This is a genomic window from Brachybacterium subflavum (assembly GCF_009299795.1).
Classification (GTDB): Bacteria; Actinomycetota; Actinomycetes; order Actinomycetales; family Dermabacteraceae; genus Brachybacterium; species Brachybacterium subflavum.
Genome location: NZ_VIGP01000003.1, coordinates 330,637 through 346,598 on the forward strand (window position 1 = coordinate 330,637; position 15,962 = coordinate 346,598).

Annotated in this window: 14 protein-coding genes; 5 read left to right on the plus strand and 9 right to left on the minus strand. The window is 72.1% G+C overall.

Annotated features, from left to right (window positions below):
• The first annotated feature begins 62 nt into the window (after positions 1 to 62).
• Positions 63 to 989, plus strand: coding sequence for a PD-(D/E)XK nuclease family protein (locus FHG10_RS08595; RefSeq protein ID WP_152352904.1), 927 nt, complete (start codon positions 63 to 65; stop codon positions 987 to 989).
• Positions 990 to 1,035: 46 nt separating this feature from the next.
• On the opposite strand, the gene FHG10_RS08600 is transcribed toward FHG10_RS08595, so the two are convergent.
• From FHG10_RS08600 to glnA, 3 genes are all read right to left on the minus strand, one after another.
• Positions 1,036 to 1,659 carry a response regulator gene (locus FHG10_RS08600; protein WP_152352905.1) on the minus strand — a complete coding sequence of 208 codons (624 nt, stop codon included), beginning with the start codon at positions 1,657 to 1,659 and terminating at the stop codon, positions 1,036 to 1,038.
• Complete coding sequence (locus FHG10_RS08605) at positions 1,656 to 2,927, minus strand: sensor histidine kinase (RefSeq protein WP_193636242.1); 1,272 nt, start codon at positions 2,925 to 2,927, stop codon at positions 1,656 to 1,658. The genes FHG10_RS08600 and FHG10_RS08605 overlap by 4 nt, the downstream gene beginning before the upstream one ends.
• Positions 2,928 to 3,043: 116 nt before the next feature.
• Positions 3,044 to 4,474 (minus strand): type I glutamate--ammonia ligase, encoded by a 1,431-nt coding sequence (gene glnA, locus FHG10_RS08610; protein WP_152352907.1) that lies wholly within the window; start codon positions 4,472 to 4,474, stop codon positions 3,044 to 3,046.
• A gap of 315 nt (positions 4,475 to 4,789) precedes the next feature.
• Between glnA and FHG10_RS08615 the strand changes: the two genes are divergently transcribed.
• Complete coding sequence (locus tag FHG10_RS08615; protein WP_152352908.1) at positions 4,790 to 5,224, plus strand: RDD family protein; 435 nt, start codon at positions 4,790 to 4,792, stop codon at positions 5,222 to 5,224.
• Positions 5,225 to 5,670: 446 nt separating this feature from the next.
• Here the strand turns inward: FHG10_RS08615 and FHG10_RS08620 are convergent, their stop codons facing one another.
• The 3 genes from FHG10_RS08620 to lipB form a co-directional block, all read right to left on the minus strand.
• Positions 5,671 to 6,405: a DUF4191 domain-containing protein gene (locus FHG10_RS08620; RefSeq protein ID WP_152352909.1), complete on the minus strand. Its 735-nt coding sequence runs from the start codon at positions 6,403 to 6,405 to the stop codon at positions 5,671 to 5,673.
• 20 nt (positions 6,406 to 6,425) lie between these two features.
• Positions 6,426 to 7,448: a lipoyl synthase gene (lipA, locus tag FHG10_RS08625; protein ID WP_152352910.1), complete on the minus strand. Its 1,023-nt coding sequence runs from the start codon at positions 7,446 to 7,448 to the stop codon at positions 6,426 to 6,428.
• A gap of 61 nt (positions 7,449 to 7,509) precedes the next feature.
• A complete protein-coding gene (gene lipB, locus FHG10_RS08630) occupies positions 7,510 to 8,208 on the minus strand; it encodes a lipoyl(octanoyl) transferase LipB (RefSeq protein WP_152352911.1) in 699 nt (232 codons plus the stop codon).
• A gap of 148 nt (positions 8,209 to 8,356) precedes the next feature.
• Between lipB and FHG10_RS08635 the strand changes: the two genes are divergently transcribed.
• Complete coding sequence (locus tag FHG10_RS08635) at positions 8,357 to 9,862, plus strand: hypothetical protein (protein ID WP_152352912.1); 1,506 nt, start codon at positions 8,357 to 8,359, stop codon at positions 9,860 to 9,862.
• A 115-nt stretch (positions 9,863 to 9,977) separates the two neighbouring features.
• Here FHG10_RS08635 and sucB read toward each other — a convergent pair whose 3' ends face one another.
• From sucB to FHG10_RS08650, 3 genes are all read right to left on the minus strand, one after another.
• Positions 9,978 to 11,816, minus strand: coding sequence for a 2-oxoglutarate dehydrogenase, E2 component, dihydrolipoamide succinyltransferase (gene sucB / locus FHG10_RS08640; RefSeq protein ID WP_152352913.1), 1,839 nt, complete (start codon positions 11,814 to 11,816; stop codon positions 9,978 to 9,980).
• Positions 11,817 to 11,839: 23 nt separating this feature from the next.
• On the minus strand, positions 11,840 to 13,243 hold the full coding sequence (gene lpdA, locus FHG10_RS08645) for a dihydrolipoyl dehydrogenase (RefSeq protein ID WP_152352914.1): 1,404 nt from the start codon (positions 13,241 to 13,243) through the stop codon (positions 11,840 to 11,842).
• A gap of 178 nt (positions 13,244 to 13,421) precedes the next feature.
• Positions 13,422 to 14,891: a leucyl aminopeptidase gene (locus FHG10_RS08650; RefSeq protein WP_152352915.1), complete on the minus strand. Its 1,470-nt coding sequence runs from the start codon at positions 14,889 to 14,891 to the stop codon at positions 13,422 to 13,424.
• Between the two features lie 110 nt (positions 14,892 to 15,001).
• Between FHG10_RS08650 and FHG10_RS08655 the strand changes: the two genes are divergently transcribed.
• Entirely contained in the window at positions 15,002 to 15,364 is a 363-nt protein-coding gene (locus tag FHG10_RS08655; protein WP_152352916.1) for a hypothetical protein, read from the plus strand.
• Entirely contained in the window at positions 15,361 to 15,900 is a 540-nt protein-coding gene (locus FHG10_RS08660; RefSeq protein ID WP_227488137.1) for a hypothetical protein, read from the plus strand. Before FHG10_RS08655 ends, FHG10_RS08660 begins: the two co-directional genes overlap by 4 nt.
• Positions 15,901 to 15,962 lie beyond the last annotated feature (62 nt).

The following is a 15,962-nucleotide window of genomic DNA, read 5'->3' on the forward strand; positions in this document are numbered from 1 at the left end:
GGGGGCGGCCGATCGCCGTACCCTGAGCAGGGCCGTCCCGTCCGTCGTCCCTCCGAGGAGCCATGACCACACCCAAGCTGAGCGAGCAGACCGCGCGCGGGCGCATGTACCGCATCGAGCCGGACGGCAAGCCGGTCTATCCCTCGATCACCACGGTCGCCGGGATGCGCGCGAAGGACCACCTGCAGGGCTGGTACGCGACGATGGCCTCCAAGCGGGCACTGGACATGTACGCCTGGCTGGACCGCAATCCCGATCGCGCCGCCTCGGAGATCACCCGCGTCTCGCGCGATCGCTGGGGGACGCAGAAGCGCATCGCCGCGGCGGCCGAGGAGCACACCCGGATCGCCTCCGAGTTCGGCACCCTCGTGCACGCCGCCTGCGAGGACTGGGGGCGCAGCGGTGAGCGGCCGACGCCCGACCAGGTCTCCGCGATCGCCGAGGACATGCGCCGTGAGGGCGGCGCCTTCGCGCGGGAGCCGAGCGCCGAGGATCTCCTCGCACGCGCCGCGGTGCGCCTGGACGGGTACGGGAGGTTCCTCGAGGAGTTCCAGCCCGAGTTCGTCGAGGTCGAGCAGACCGTCGTGAACCACACCGTGGGCTATGCGGGTACCACGGACTGCATCGTCCGGATCGGCGGCGCGCTGCTGAGCGGCGACATCAAGACCTCGAAGAAGGTGCGCGGCGACTACGCGCTGCAGGGCGTCGCGGTGGTCAACGCCGAGGCGCTGCTCGACGAGGACGGCACCGTCCGCGAGATGCCCGAGCTCACGGGCGCCTTCATCATCCATCTCCCCGAGGCCGGCGGGTACTCCGTGGTCCCGCTGAAGACGGGCCCCGAGGAGTTCGAGGCATTCACCGCGCTGCGCCGCATCTGGGCCTTCGAGGCCGACGACTGCGTGCTCGAGACCTGCAGCCAGCCCCAGCAGCTACTGGTCTCGCTGCTGAAGTCCAAGGGCGGGCTCGGCGGGATCGACGCGCTCGGCTGATCCGCCCGGTCTCCGGCCGACGGGGCCCTGCACTCCTGCACCGGGCTCAGGCGTCGGGCCTGAGGATCCCGCGTGCCCGCGCCCGGGCGACCGCGTCGGTGCGGCTGCCGGCGCCGAGTTTGTCGAAGACGTGCACGAGGTGCGTCTTGACCGTGGCCTGGGAGAGGAAGAGCTCGGCGGCGATCTGCGCGTTCGTGCGACCGGCGGCCACCATCAGCAGCACCTCCCGCTCCCTCTCGCTGAGCGCCTCGGGACCCGTGGGGTCCAGGCGCGAGCGCACCCGGGCGTCGACGACCCGGGATCCGAGCGCGGCGCGCCGCACGGCGGCCACCAGCTCCTCGGGAGCGGAGTCCTTGAGCAGGTAGCCCGAGGCGCCCGCCTCCATCGCCTCGAGCACGTCCTGGTCGTTGTCGTAGGTGGTGAGCACGACGACGGCCGGTGGGTCCTCCGCTGCGCGCAGGTCGGGGATCACGGCGCTGCCCCGCAGGCTGCTCGTCGTGAACTGGAGGTCCAGGAGCACCACGTCGACGTCTCCGCGCCGGGCACGGTCGCGGGCGGCCTCGGGGGAGTCGGCCTCGGCGACCACCTGCAGGTCCTCCTGGGCGTCGAGCACCCAGACCAGACCGCGGCGCACGATCGCATGGTCGTCGACCACCAGGATCCGGATCATCGCTGCTCTCCCTCCTCGTCCGTCGTCCTCGTCTCCTCCCCGGCGGGCGGAGGTGCGCCGAGCGGCACGCGGACCTGCACCGCCGTCGCCTGACCCGGGGAGCTCTCGATCGCCATGCCGCCTCCGAGCGCCCGGGCGCGCGCCCTCACCGTGCGCAGCCCGAAGCCCTCGGCGGCGCCCTCGGGGCTCTCCGGTGCCATCCCCACGCCGTCGTCGACCACGTCGAGGATCAGGTCGCCGTCCTGCACGGAGAGCGTCGCGACGGCGCGGGCGGCGTCCGCGTGCTGGAGGACGTTGCCCAGCAGCGAGCCCAGGATCCGCTCGAGGCCGCTCGCGGTCCGCGTCGGCACGAGCGCCGCCGCTCCGGGGTCGAGCTCGCTGCGGAGGGAGACGACGGGTGCGACATCTGCCGCGGGCGCCATCTCCTCGACCACGGCGCGCAGGCGCTCCTCGAGGCCCATTCCCTCGCGTTCGTCGGCCGCGTCCTGGTCGACGAAGGAGCGGGTCTGCCGGCTCGTGAGCGCGGCCGTCCTCCGGGCCTCGCCCAGGTGTCCGAGCGCAGTGGGGGAGTCCCCTGCCTCGAGGGCCGTGCGTGAGGCGTCCAGCAGCATCTGGATGGACAGTGCCGACTGCGCCACGGTGTCGTGCAGCTCGCGGGCGATGCGCGTGCGCTCCTCGGCGCGGGCCGCCTCGCGCTGGCTGCGCGCGAGATCCTCCTGCGCGGCGAGGAGGTCGCGCGCGAGGCGGGTCCGCTCGTCGATCTCCTCCTGGAGGGCGCGCACCGCGAGCACCACCGCGAGTGCCACGAGGGCGCCGATCGCCGGGCCCACGACGCCGGCGACCGGAAGTGCGCCCTGCCAGGCGGCGAAGCCCGCGATGGCGATGCCCGTGACCAGGACGAGACCCACGATGCCGCCGGCGAGCGGCAGCGCGTAGAGGACGGCGAAGTCGAGCCCGAAGGCGATCCACGTCGCATCGGGGGTGAGGGCGAGGCACGCGGCCCAGGCGAGGATCGCGGGCAGGAGATGGCCGAGCGCGCGCCACGATCCGCGGTGGTCGGCGCCGCGGCCGGCCATCCGGCGGGCCCCGATCGAGTAGACGCTCACGAGCACGATCAGCAGCACGAGGCGGGCCAGAGCGCTCGCGGAGGGCAGATCGCCCAGGGTGCGCAGGGCGACGACCACCACGAGCAGGTAGAGCAGCCCGTGCACGAGCCAGCGCAGGGCGAGCGCGTACGGGGTGCGAGAGGGGAGGACGCGCTCGGGCATAGAGCGATCGTATCGAGTGCACGCCCCGCCCATCGTGCCCGACTGCGACGAACCGGCCCTCGACGCGCGTCGCCGCAGGTCGAGGGCCGGTTCGTCAGATCACCGCAGGGATCGGCTCAGATGTCGTAGTAGAGCTCGAACTCGAAGGGGTGGGGGCGGAAGCGGAACGGGTCGATCTCGTTCTCGCGCTTGTAGCTGATCCAGGTCTCGATGAGGTCCTGGGGGAACACGTCGCCCTCGGTGAGGTACTCGTGATCCGCCTCGAGGGCGTCCAGGGCGGCGCCGAGGGACTCGGGCAGCTGCTTGATCTGCGCGTGCTCCTCCGGGGGCAGCTCGTAGAGGTCCTTGTCGATCGGCTCCGGCGGCTCGATGCGGTTGCGGATGCCGTCCAGGCCCGCCATCAGCTGCGCGGCGAAGGACAGGTACGGGTTCGCCGACGGGTCGGGGGCGCGGAACTCCAGGCGCTTGGCCTTCGGGGAGGTGCCGGTCACCGGGATGCGGATCGCGGCGGAGCGGTTGCGCGCCGAGTAGACCATGTTCACGGGCGCCTCGAAGCCGGGCACCAGGCGCTTGAAGGAGTTCACCGTGGGGTTGGTGAAGGCCACCAGCGAGGGGGCGTGCTCGATGAGGCCGCCGATGTACCAGCGGGCGAGGTCCGAGAGGCCGCCGTAGCCGCGCTCGTCGTAGAACAGCGGCTCGCCGTCCTTCCAGAGCGACTGGTGGGTGTGCATGCCCGAGCCGTTGTCGCCGAACAGGGGCTTGGGCATGAAGGTGGCGGTCTTGCCGTTCTCCCAGGCCGAGTTCTTGATGACGTACTTGAACTTCATGACGTCGTCGGCGGCCTTGCGCAGCGTGTCGAAGGTGTAGTTGACCTCCTGCTGGCCGGCGGTGCCCACCTCGTGGTGCGCGCGCTCGACGTTCAGGCCGACCTCGTGCAGGCGCACGACCATCTCGTCGCGCAGGTCCGCCATCTGGTCGTTGGGGGAGACCGGGAAGTACCCGCCCTTGACACGGGTCTTGTAGCCCTGGTTGCCGCCGAAGTCCGACTCGTCGCGGTCGGAGTTCCAGGACGCCTCGTCGGAGTCGATGTGGTAGCTCGCGCCCTGCATCTCCGTCTTGAAGCGGATGTCGTCGAAGATGTAGAACTCCGCCTCGGCCGCGAAGAACGCGGTGTCGGCGATGCCCGTGGAGCGCATGTACTCCTCGGCCTTGGTGGCGACGGTGCGCGGGTCGCGCGAGTACGGCTCATCGGTGAACGGGTCGACGATCGAGAAGTTGATGACGAGCGTCTTGCGCTCGCGGAAGGGATCCACGTACGCGGTGTCGAGATCCGGCACGAGCTTCATGTCCGACTCGTGGATCGCCTGGAAGCCGCGGATCGACGAGCCGTCGAAGAGCTGGCCGGTCGCGATGGCGTCCTCGTCGAAGGTGCTCGCCGGCACGTTGAAGTGCTGCATCACACCGGGGAGGTCGCAGAAGCGGATGTCGACGAACTCGACGCCCTCCTCCTCGATGAACTTGATGGCCTCACTGGGATTGCTGAACACGTCTCCTCCATCCGCATGCTCCCGCATGCGCTGCTGAACCCCTGGGGGCGGTCACCGGACGACGCGCGCGGTGCTGACCGCCGTCCTGGATCGCGGCGGACCGCGACCCTGCTCCCCGAAGTCTAGGACGCGCGCCCGAGAGGTCCCCGCGCCCGCCGGAGGCCCCGGCGGCGCCGCGGAACGGCGTCGGCACGGCGGCCGGCGGGCCCTGCAGACGGGTCGACCCGCTCTCGCAGCGGTCCCCGTGGCCGCTCTCACGGCCTCGCGAGCGCATGCGAGCGCCGCCGACGGAGAGGGGTTCAGTAGGCTGGGGCGGTGATCGAACGCAAGGATCTGGGCGCCTGGCTCGAGGGCCCGCCGGTGGATGCCGAGTACGTCCCCGGCTCCCGTCTGGGGCTTCCGGCCGAGGGCTCGGGATCGGTCGCGCCGTTCGGTCGCCGCGTGCTCTCCCTGCTGATCGACTGGGGGCTGTGCCTGCTGGTCTCGCAGTTCACCGCGAAGGGCGCGCCGATGGCCACGCTCACCCTCTTCGCTGCGGAGAACATCCTGCTCATCAGCCTGTTCGGCCTCACCGTCGGACAGCTCGTCATGCGCGTGCGCGTCACACCCGTCGCGGGCCGGATGCCGATCCTCGTGCGCTCCCTCCTGCGGACCGCGCTGCTGCTCCTGGTGGTCCCGGGGATCATCTGGAACCGCGATCGCCAGCCCCTGCACGACGTGGCCGCAGCGACGGCCGTCGTCCGCGCCTGAGAGACCCTTCGGCCCCGGGTGCCGCCCCGGGGGCGCGACCGCGATGCCGCGGAACCGGCGTGGATGCCCGCGTGTCCGTCACGGCACCGGCGGGGACGGGGGAGGGCGCAACCTTCCTCCGCACGGCCTGCCCTCACGCGCTCGGCGCGGTCCTCCCGACACTCGCGACCCGGCCCCCTCGCTGCCCACCAGCCGTTGGAATCAACGTTCTGACCTGCATTTCCATTCACATCACGTTTGGATAACGAATATCACGGAACGGTAACGGCCTGGGCCCGAACCGATCACGACCGGCTCCGCGGACGACGCGGCACGGCGTGCGCGGCCCCGCGCTCCCTCATGGCACGCGAACGCCCCCGCCGTCCGTGCCGTCGTGGACGGCAGGGCGGCGGGGGCGCCGGGTGGTCGCGGGACGCGCTCGGACGTGAGCGCTGGGGAGGGAGGCCTCAGCGCCCTCCGCGCATCATGGCCTTCTTGCTCACGCCGCGGGTGCGCGTGGGATCGATGCCCTTGGGGACCGCGGTGCGCAGCGAGGGCGTGAGAGCCGCGAGACGCTTGCCCACGGCCGCCGACTCATCCTTGGTGAGCGTCTTCTTCATGCGCGTCATGTACGAGGGGAGCTTGTGCAGCGGGGTCTGGTCCTCGCCGTCGCCCACGACGATCCGGTGGATCGGGATCGGCTCGTTGTTCAGCACGCGCTTGACCCGTCGGGTCTCCTTGTCGAGCATCCTCATCGAGGGGCCCGAGCCGTCCTCGGCGACGATCGCGACGCCCGCGCGGCCGGAGGCGCGGAAGATCATCTTCTGCGAGCGCGGGTCCATCTGCACGGGCTCCTCCTCGACGTTCCAGCCGCGGCGGATGGACTGCATGGCCGCGAGCGGGGCGCCGGACTGGCCCTTGATCCGGTTGAACGCGGCGGACTCCGCCTTGCGCGCGAGGATGAACATCGCGGCGAGCAGGCCCACGGCGATGCCCAGGAAGATCCCGTACCAGATCATGCCCAGAATGAGCTTGCTGAGGATCGTCAGTACGAGGATCGAGGCGACCAGCGCGCCGATCATCCAGGGCAGGGTCGTGCGGTCGGCCTCCTGGGTGACCTTGAAGACCTCCACCATCTGCTTGATGCGGCCCTGCTTCTTGGGCTTCGTCGCGGTGGCGTCCGTGTCCTTGGTGCGTGCCATGGTTCTTCCTAATCGAGATGTCAGCCCGCCTGCGCGGCGGACATGCGAGCGACCACGCTCGCCGCCTCCTGCCGGGCGGGGGTGTCCTGGTCGAGGTGCCGGAGGTTCTCGGGGATCTCGCGGCCGAGCTTCTTCATCGCCTGCGCCCACAGACGGCCCGAGCGGTACGAGGAGCGCACCATCGGGCCCGCCATGACACCGAGGAAGCCCATGTCCTCGGCCAACTCGGAGAGCTCGACGAACTCCTGGGGCTTGAGCCAGCGGTCGATGGGGTGGTGCAGCTTCGAGGGGCGCAGGTACTGCGTGATCGTGATGATGTCGCAGCCGGCGTCGTGCAGGCTCTGCAGCGAGTCGACGACCTCGTCGGGCGTCTCGCCCATGCCGAGGATCAGGTTCGACTTCGTGATCATGCCGGCCGACTTCGCCATCGAGAGCACCGAGAGGCTGCGCTCGTAGCGGAAGGCGGGGCGGATCTGCTTGAAGATCCGCGGCACGGTCTCGAGGTTGTGCGCGAAGACCTCGGGGCGCGCGTCGAAGACCTTCTGCAGGGCCGTGTCCGAGCCCTTGATGTCGTCGATCAGCAACTCGACCCCGCAGCCGGGGTTCAGCGCGTGCACCTGCGTGCAGGTCTCGGCGAACAGCCCGGCGGCGCCGTCGGCAAGGTCATCGCGTGCCACGCCCGTGATGGTCGAATAGCGCAGGCCCATCTCCTTGACCGACTCGGCGACCTTGAACGGCTCCATCGGATCCAGCGGATCGGGCTTGCCCGTCGCGATGTCGCAGAAGTCGCAGCGCCTCGTGCAGCGATCACCCCCGATGAGGAACGAGGCCTCGCGGTCCTCCCAGCACTCGAAGATGTTGGGGCAGCCCGCCTCCTCGCACACGGTGTGCAGGCCGCGGCCGTGCACCCGCTTCTTCATGGCGGTGTACTCCGGGCCCATCACGGCGCGGGTCTTGATCCACTCGGGCTTGCGCTCGATGGGGGTCTCGGCGTTGCGCGCCTCGACGCGGAGCAGACGGCGTCCCTCGGGAGCGATCGTCACGCGTTCCTCCTCCGTTCGCGGTGTCGTTCCAGTCTAGTGGCGCACACGCCGGGCGGCCGCGTCAGCGTGAGCGCGGCGACGTGCGCTCCGCCACGAGCTCGCCCATGGCGGCCTCGGCGACGTCGATGACCTCGGCCACCGGGACCCTCCGGCCGAGCTCCGCGCTCAGGCTCGTCACCCCGGCGTCCTCGATCCCGCAGGGGATGACGTTCTCGGCCCAGGCGAGATCGTTCGCGCAGTTCAGGGCGAAGCCGTGCATCGTCGTCCGCTTGGAGACGCGCATGCCGATCGCGGCCAGCTTGCGGTCCTCCTCGCCCTCGCGCACCACCCAGACGCCGCTGCGGCCCTCGACCGGCACCGTCTCGAGCGAGAACGCGGCGGCCACGCCGATGAGCGCCTGCTCGAGCGCCCTCACGAACCCGACGACGTCGATCGGCGCGGGGAGGGTGACGATCGGGTATCCGACGAGCTGCTGGGGACCGTGCCAGGTGATCTTGCCGCCGCGGTCGATGTCGACCACGGGGGCGCCGTCCCGGGGGCGCTCGTTCTCGGACGTGAGCTTGCCGGCGGTGAAGACGCTCTGGTGCTCGAGCAGGATCAGCGAGTTGGGCCGACGGCCGGCGACGACATCGGCGTGCACCTGCCTCTGCACGTCCCAGGCGGCGTGGTACTCGACGGGGCCCGGCGGGAGCCCGAACTCCTCGTGCTGGTCCCCTCCGGGGAGATCTTCGCTGAAACCGAGGCGGATGACGTCGAGCACGCCCTCCAGCGTACCGCCGAGGTGCCCGGCCGACGGACGCGTCCAGCACCCGCCCTGCGCGGCTCCGACGGATCGCGCCCTCGCCCCGCTGCCTGCGGATTGTGGATGACGGGGTGGGGCAGGCCGCGCGCAGGTGTTCACTGTGCGCATGACTGCGCATGAGGAGCCCGCGACCGGAGGAGACGAGCCGGCCGAGTCCGTGCTCGCCGTCGTCTCCTCGCACGGCGACCAGGAGGTGCTGCTGGTCGAGCGGGACGGGCGGCGCATGTGCCGGGTGCGCGCCACGACTCGCGAGGAGAGGGTGCATCTGCGGGACGTCGCACGCCTTCTGGACGCCCTCGGCGATGACGGGGTGAGGGCGGCGCCGCGGCTGCGGGGCGGGGACTCGGCCGGGCTGCTCCTGGAGCCGCATGCTCCGCTGCGCCTGGGCGGCGGCAGGCGCCGGGCCCAGCCGGAGGAGGCGACACCGCCCACGCTCGAACGGCATGCGCTGCACGATGCCCGCGAGGACCTCGAAGCACTCGTGAGCGCACTGCATGCGCGCGGGTGGGTGGTCGGGCTGGCGCCCGGCGCGGGGCTGGGGGCGAGGCCCGACGGCACGGTGGTGATCTCGGACCTGCGCGCGCTGCGGCGCGAGGGATCGGTGGGCGCGCGCATGCAGGACCAGCACTGGCTCGATTCCGTGCTCGAGGATCAGGGTCGCACGCTGCGCAGGCGGCTCGACACGCTCCCAGGAGACTCGACGGCCCTCGCCGCGGAGGAGACCGCCTCTCCTGCGCCGGCGCACACCGCATCGTCTCCTCCCGTCGTGTCCGCTGCTTCCTCTCCTGAGTCACCGGCCGCTCCGCCCCTTCCCGTCCCCGCCCCGCCCCCGGCGTGGTCCGAGGGGTGGCGCGCGCGTCTCGCACGCGGCACGGACCCGACGCAGGCCTTCGTGTCCGACGAGGGGATCCTCGGCCCCGAGGCCCCCGATGCCGCACCACGGAGCCTCTCGCCGGGATCCGCACACGGGCGGCGCCCGGCGCGCGGACGGGGCGATCTCCTCCGCCGTCGGCGCCCGCGCCGGTGGGTTCCGCGGCGCGGCATGGTGCTCGTGGCCGCTGCCGCCGTGCTCGTGCTCGGGGGCGGCGCGACAGCAGTCGGCGCCGCACTGGTCCACCGCGACGCTCCGGCACCCATCGCGTCCCCGGTCCCATCCGGGACTCCGATGGCGACTGAGACCACGGCGTCCTCCGGTGCCGCCTCCTCCGCCGACGCGCCCGTGGCAGGGGCGACCGGGATCGAGGACCCCCGTGCGCTCGTGCAGGAGCTCGCACTCGGCCGCCACCGCTACGTGACGGGACGGGCGGAGACGACCGTGTGCGCCCAGGGCGGTCCCGCCGCCGCGCAGGACGAGGCGCTGCGCGACGCCTACCACGACGTCGAGGTGGAGGGGGAGGGGCCGACGGTGACGAGCGCGCAGATCGAGCAGCTCGACGAGCAGGAAGGGACTGCGCGTGTCCGGGCCACGCTCGACCAGGGCGAGCTGCGGCTCACCACGAGCGACGGCGCGGTCGTGGTGCGGCCCGCAGCCGGCGAGCAGGAGGTCGTCCTCGACCTCGTCCGCGAGGACGGCAGCTGGCGTGTGCGCGCCGCAGGCCCCGTCGAGGCCTAGTCCGCGAGCGCCCGGCAGGAACGCCCCGAGACGCGCGAGAGCCCGGCACCGATCACGGTGCCGGGCTCTCGCGGTGCGGTCCGCCGCGGCGGATCAGCCGCAGCGGATCAGACCGTCACAGGCCGAGCTCGGACCCGAAGGCCCCGCCCTCGAGGCGCTGCTTCATGAAGGACAGGAAGCGCGCTGCGTCCCCGCCGTCGACCAGGCGGTGGTCGTAGGAGAGGAACAGGTACATCATCGAGCGGACGGCGATCACCTCGTCGCCCTCCTCGGTGGTGATCACCGCGGGACGCTTGACGATGGTGCCGCAGCCCAGGATGCCGACCTGCGGGTTCGGCACGATCGGAGTGTCGAACAGGGCGCCGCCGGAGCCCGTGTTCGTGATCGTGAAGGTCGCGCCCTGGAGGTCGTCCGGACCGAGCTTGTTGCCCTTGGCCTTCGACCCCAGCTCGCCGATCTGGCGCGCGAGGCCCGCCAGGTTCAGGTCGCCGGCGTTCTTGATGACCGGGACCACGAGCCCGCGATCGGTGTCCGCGGCCATACCGATGTTCTCGGATCCGTGGTACCTGATGACGTCGCCGTCGATCTCCGCGTTCAGCTTCGGGTACGTTTTCAGCGCCTCGACGGCCGCCTGCATGATGAACGGCAGGAAGGTCAGCTTGGCGCCCTCGCGCTGGGCGAAGGAGTCCTTGGCCTGCGTGCGCAGCTTCGCGATGCGGGTCATGTCGACCTCGACCGCCGTGGTCAGCTGCGCCTGCGTCTGCAGGGACTCGACCATCCTCGAGGCGACGATCTTGCGCAGACGCGACATCTTCTCCTCGGTGCCGCGCAGCGGGGAGACCTCGACCTTGGGCGCCTGGCCCGACGGGGCCGCCGATGCCGGAGCGGCGGCGGGCGCCGCGGCCGGGGCGGACGCCGCCTTCTGCTCGTCGATCGCCTTCTGGACGTCCTGCTTGCGGATCCGGCCGCCGAGACCGGAGCCGGTCACCGTGGACAGGTCGACGCCCGCATCGGCCGCCATCTTCCGCACGAGGGGCGTCACGTACCCGGAGGCCTCGGCGCCGGAGACGGCATCGGCGGCCTTCGGAGCCGGGCTCGACGGCGCGGCGGGCGCGGCAGCGGGTGCCGGGGCGGGCTCGGGAGCCTTCTCAGCGGGCTTCGACTCCGCCTTCTCCTCGGGCTTCGGCTCGGCCTTCTCCGCGGGCTCCTCCTCCGCCTTCTGCGCGGGCTCCTCCTGGGGAGCGGCCGCCGGGGCGGCCGGGGCGGAGGAGGCGCCTGAGGCGTCGCCGATGACGGCGATCACGGAGCCGACCTCGGCGTCCTCGTCCTCCTGGACCCGGATCTCGAGGAGCGTGCCGCCGACGGGCGAGGGGATCTCGGTGTCGACCTTGTCGGTCGAGACCTCGAGCAGCGGCTCGTCCTCGTCGACGCTGTCGCCGACCGACTTGAGCCACCGGGTGACGGTGCCCTCGGTGACGGACTCGCCGAGCGCGGGCATGGACACCTCGGTGCCGCTCGCGGAGCCGCCGGCCGGGGCCTGATCCGCCGAGCCCTCGTCCTGCGGGGTCTCGGAGTCGCCGGAGGTGGCGGGCTGCTCGGAGGCGGACTGCTCGGTCGAGGGGGCTGCGGTCTCGTCGGAGGCGAGGTCCTCGCCGCCGTTCTCCGACGCCTCCTCGCTCGCACCCGAGTCGCCGGAGTCGGAGTCCCCGGAGCCCGAGCCGTCGCCGATCAGGACGAGATCGGCGCCGACCTCGGCGTCCTCGTCCTCCTCGACCAGGATCTTCTCGATCGTCCCGGCGACGGGGGAGGGGATCTCGGTGTCCACCTTGTCGGTCGAGACCTCGAGCAGCGGCTCGTCGACCTCGACGGTGTCACCGACGGACTTGAGCCACCGGGTGACGGTGCCCTCGGTGACGGACTCGCCGAGTGCCGGCATCTTCACGGTTTCGGACATGTTCTTCTCCTCCTGGGGGCGGCTCAGGCGTGGGCGTGCAGAGGCTTGCCGGCGAGCGCCAGATGCGCCTCGCCCAGGGCCTCGTTCTGCGTGGGATGGGCGTGGATGAGGGAGGCGACGTCCTCGGGGTAGGCCTCCCAGTTGACGATGAGCTGCGCCTCACCGATCTGCTCGGACATGTTGGTGCCGATCATGTGGACGCCCACGACCGGGCCGTCCTTCTCCCGGACGAGCTTGACGAAGCCCGTCGTTCCCAGGATCTGGGACTTGCCGTTGCCGCCGAGGCCGTATTCGTAGGTCTCGACGCCCTCGTCGCCGAACTCCTCCTTGGCCTGCTTCTCGGAGAGGCCGACGGACCCCAGCTGCGGCTCGCAGTAGGTCACGCGGGGGATGCCGGACTCGATGATCGGGGCGGGGTTCAGGCCGGCGATGCGCTCGGCCACGAAGATGCCCTGCTGGAAGCCGCGGTGGGCGAGCTGGAGGCCGGGCACGATGTCGCCGACGGCGTAGACGCCGGGGACGTTCGTCTCGAGGGTCTCCTTGTTCGCGAGCACGAATCCGCGGTCCATCTCGATGCCCTGATCCTCGTAGCCGAGGTCCTTGGTGCTGGGCCCGCGGCCGACGGCCACCAGGAGGTAGTCGCCCTCGTAGACGGTGCCGTCCGCCAGGCTGACCTTCACACCGGTGTCGGTCTGCTCGCACTTCTCGAAGAAGATGCCGAGCGAGAAGGCGATCCCGCGCTTCTTGAAGGCGCGCTCGAGGGCCTTGGAGAGCGACTCGTCCTCGTTCGCCGCGAGGTGGGGGAGGCCCTCCACGATCGTCACGGACTCGGCCCCGAGGGACTTCCACACCGAGGCGAACTCGACGCCGATCACGCCGCCGCCCAGGATGATCGGGTTCTTCGGGATCTCGGTCAGCTGCAGCGCCGCCTCCGAGTCGAGCACGCGGCCGCCGAGCTCGAGGCCGGGCAGCGACTTCGAGTAGGAGCCCGAGGCGAGCACGACGTTCTCGCCGGTCAGGGTGCGGGTGCCGTTCTCGGTCTCGACCGTGACGGTCTTGGGGCCGGTGAGGCGGCCGAAGCCCTCGACGTACTCGACCTTGCGGCTCTTCACGAGGCCCTGGAGGCCCTTGTACAGGCGTCCGATGACCTTGTCCTTGAAACCGAGCATCTGCGGGACGTCCACGCCCTTGACGTCGATGGCGAGACCGAAGGTGCCGCCCTCCTTCGCGTTGTCGGCGACCTCGCCGACGTGCAGGAGGGCCTTGGTGGGCACGCAGCCGCGGTGCAGGCAGGTGCCGCCGAGCTTGTCCTTCTCGACGAGCGCGACGCTCTTGCCGAGCTCCGCGCCGCGCAGCGCGGCCGCGTAGCCGCCGCTGCCGCCTCCGAGGATGACGATGTCGAACTGGTCAGTGGGTGATTCCGTCACCGGTGAGCTCCCTCGGGTCGTCCGAACCGGCACGGGCCGTGGCGGCCGTGCCCATACCCCACCATGCTAGGCCACCTCCCTGCCCGGGGTGGGCAGGATTCGGGGGCCGAGCACGGTGGGGTCGGGCACGTCTCACCGGCGGCGGGGCCGCCCGGCGCCGGATGCGCCGGGGCGGGGATCAGCGGGCGCGCGACTCGAGCACCGCGAGCACGGTCCGCACGCTCATGCCGGTCGCGCCCTTGCCCATGTACCCCTGCGGGGAGTCGGCGAAGCCGGGGCCGGCGATGTCCAGATGGGCCCACGGCGTGCCGCCCACGAACTCGCGCAGGAAGATGCCTGCGGTGAGCGCGCCGCCGGAGCGGCCCGCGCCGATGTTCCGCAGGTCCGCGACCCGGCCGTCGATGCCCGCCCGCAGCTCCTCGGGGAAGGGCAGCGGCCAGAAGGGTTCGCCGGCGACGTCGGCGGCGGCGAGCACCTCCGTGCGCGCCTCGTCCGTGCCCATCACGGCGGCCGTGCGGTCTCCGAGCGCGACCACGGCCGCGCCCGTGAGGGTCGCGACGTCCATCACCAGGTCGGGCTCCTCGGCGACGGCGTCGACGAGGGCGTCGGCCATCACCATGCGGCCCTCGGCGTCGGTGTTCAGCACCTCGACGGTGCGGCCGTTGCGCATGGTGACCACGTCGCCCGGACGCTGGGCGCCGCCGCCGGGCATGTTCTCGGCGATGGCGAGGAAGGCCGTGACCTTCACGGGGAGTCCGAGGCGGGCGGCGCCGACGGTCGCGGCGAGGACGGTCGCGGCGCCGGTCATGTCGGACGTCATGTCGTCCATGCCGGGGCCGGGCTTCAGCGAGATGCCGCCGGTGTCGAAGGTGATGCCCTTGCCCACGAGCGCGACGTGCTCGCCCGCGCCCTCGGGCGCGTACCGCACGCGCACGAGGCGCGGCGGGCGCGCCGATCCCTGGCCGACGCCGACGATGCCGCCGTAGCCGCCCGCAGCGAGCTGCTCCTCGTCCAGCACGCTGACCTCGAGCGGGAGGTCGGCCGCGATCTCGGCGGTGCGCTGCGCGAAGGACTCCGGGTAGAGCAGGTTCGGCGGAGTGTTGACGAGGTCGCGGGTCACGTTGACGACCTCGGCGAGGATGCCGGCGCGCTCGGCGGCCGCTGCCGCGCCGTCGTCCGCCGTCCCCTCGTCCGCGACGAGCACGATCTGCTGCAGGGGCGCGGACGACGAGGACGCATCCGACTTGTGCGCGGTGAAGGAGTAGGCGCCGAGCGCCGAGCCCTCGGCCGCGGCGGCGAGCTGCTCGCCCGTCCCGCCCGGCACGGCCACGGCCGCGCTGCCCACGCCGCCCAGCGAGCGGGTCGCACCGCCGAAGGCGCGGCGCAGGACGACCGCGTCGGCGTCGGCGAGGCTGCGCGCGCCCAGGCCCACGAGCAGCACCGTGGACGCGGCGACGCCCTCGGGCGAGGGCAGGCGCGTGAGTTCGTCCTGCGCGCCGGATCCGCCGACGGCGACGAGGACGGGGGAGAGCTCGGGAAGGCCGACGACGGCGGGGCCCGCGCCCTCCTCGCCCGTGAGGACCGGGAGGACCAGGACGTCGGCCGTGACGGACTGAACTGTGCTGGGGGATGTGGTGATGGAGACCATTCCTCTATCGTATGCGGAGGTCCGCGGCCCTTCGACCGGTCGGCGCCCGGACCTCGGATCCGTCGGCGGCAGGCGATCGCGCACCATGCGATCGCGGAACAGGAGTGGGCGTGGGCGTGCTCGCCGTCGCGGTGTACGCGCTGTCCGGCCTCACCGCCGCGCTGGCCCTCCTGTACGTCGCCAAGTCGCTCGCCGCGGACTTCCTGCTGCTCGCCGGCCCGGCCGCGATCATGCTCGTCTGGCTGCTCGAGGGACTGGTGTGGGCCTATCGGGACATGACGGCAGGTCCCGCGCCGGATCGGATCACCCTGTACGGCTACCTGCTGACCGGTCTCGTGATGCCGCTGGGGGCCGCCTGGCTGGGAGCGACCGAGCGCACCCGCTGGGGCAGTGCCGGGATCGCCCTGGCCGCGATCACCCAGCTCGTCCTGCAGATGCGTCTGCCCCAGATCTGGCCCGGAGGCCCCGCATGAGTACCGATCCCACGTCCACAGGTCCCGCATCCGCCGGACCTGCGCCCGCCGACGGCCCGGACCGCCGCGACCCGTCCCGCCGGGGCGCCGTCGACCCCACGGGGTCGGTGCGCCGGCGGGAGCGGGGATTCGCGACGCTGCTCATCGTCGTCTACGGCATCCTCGCCCTCGCGGCGACGGGCCGCGCGACCTACGAGCTCGCCGCGAAGTTCACCGAGGCCCCGCTGCCATACACCCTCTCGCTGGTCTCGGCCCTCACATATGTCGTGGTGACGGTCCTGCTGGTCCGACGGGGCGCACGCTCGCGTGCAGCGCTCTGGGTGTGCGGGATCGAGCTGGTCGGCATCCTCGTGGTCGGCTCGCTGACGACCTTCGCGCCGGGCCTCTTCGAGGTCTCGACGGTCTGGTCGCACTTCGGCTCGGGCTACGGCTTCGTGCCGCTGCTGCTGCCGATCGTCGCGATCGTCTACCTGCTCGTGCACCGCCGTGCAGCCGCGCGCGGGACGTCCGACGCAGGACGTACGGTGAGCGCGTGACCTCCTCGACCCCGGACCCCCGCTCCCGCACGTCGGCCCGCCCGGTCCCGGCCGGCGCCCCG

Excerpts from the sequence above, each read along its gene's own strand:
- FHG10_RS08595 (WP_152352904.1), top strand. The coding sequence starts at position 63 with ATGACCACACCCAAGCTGAGCGAGCAGACCGCGCGCGGGCGCATGTAC.
- FHG10_RS08600 (WP_152352905.1), bottom strand. The coding sequence starts at position 1,659 with ATGATCCGGATCCTGGTGGTCGACGACCATGCGATCGTGCGCCGCGGT.
- FHG10_RS08605 (WP_193636242.1), bottom strand. The coding sequence starts at position 2,927 with ATGCCCGAGCGCGTCCTCCCCTCTCGCACCCCGTACGCGCTCGCCCTG.
- FHG10_RS08620 (WP_152352909.1), bottom strand. The coding sequence starts at position 6,405 with ATGGCACGCACCAAGGACACGGACGCCACCGCGACGAAGCCCAAGAAG.
- FHG10_RS08635 (WP_152352912.1), top strand. The coding sequence starts at position 8,357 with ATGACTGCGCATGAGGAGCCCGCGACCGGAGGAGACGAGCCGGCCGAG.
- sucB (WP_152352913.1), bottom strand. The coding sequence starts at position 11,816 with ATGTCCGAAACCGTGAAGATGCCGGCACTCGGCGAGTCCGTCACCGAG.
- FHG10_RS08650 (WP_152352915.1), bottom strand. The coding sequence starts at position 14,891 with ATGGTCTCCATCACCACATCCCCCAGCACAGTTCAGTCCGTCACGGCC.
- FHG10_RS08660 (WP_227488137.1), top strand. The coding sequence starts at position 15,361 with ATGAGTACCGATCCCACGTCCACAGGTCCCGCATCCGCCGGACCTGCG.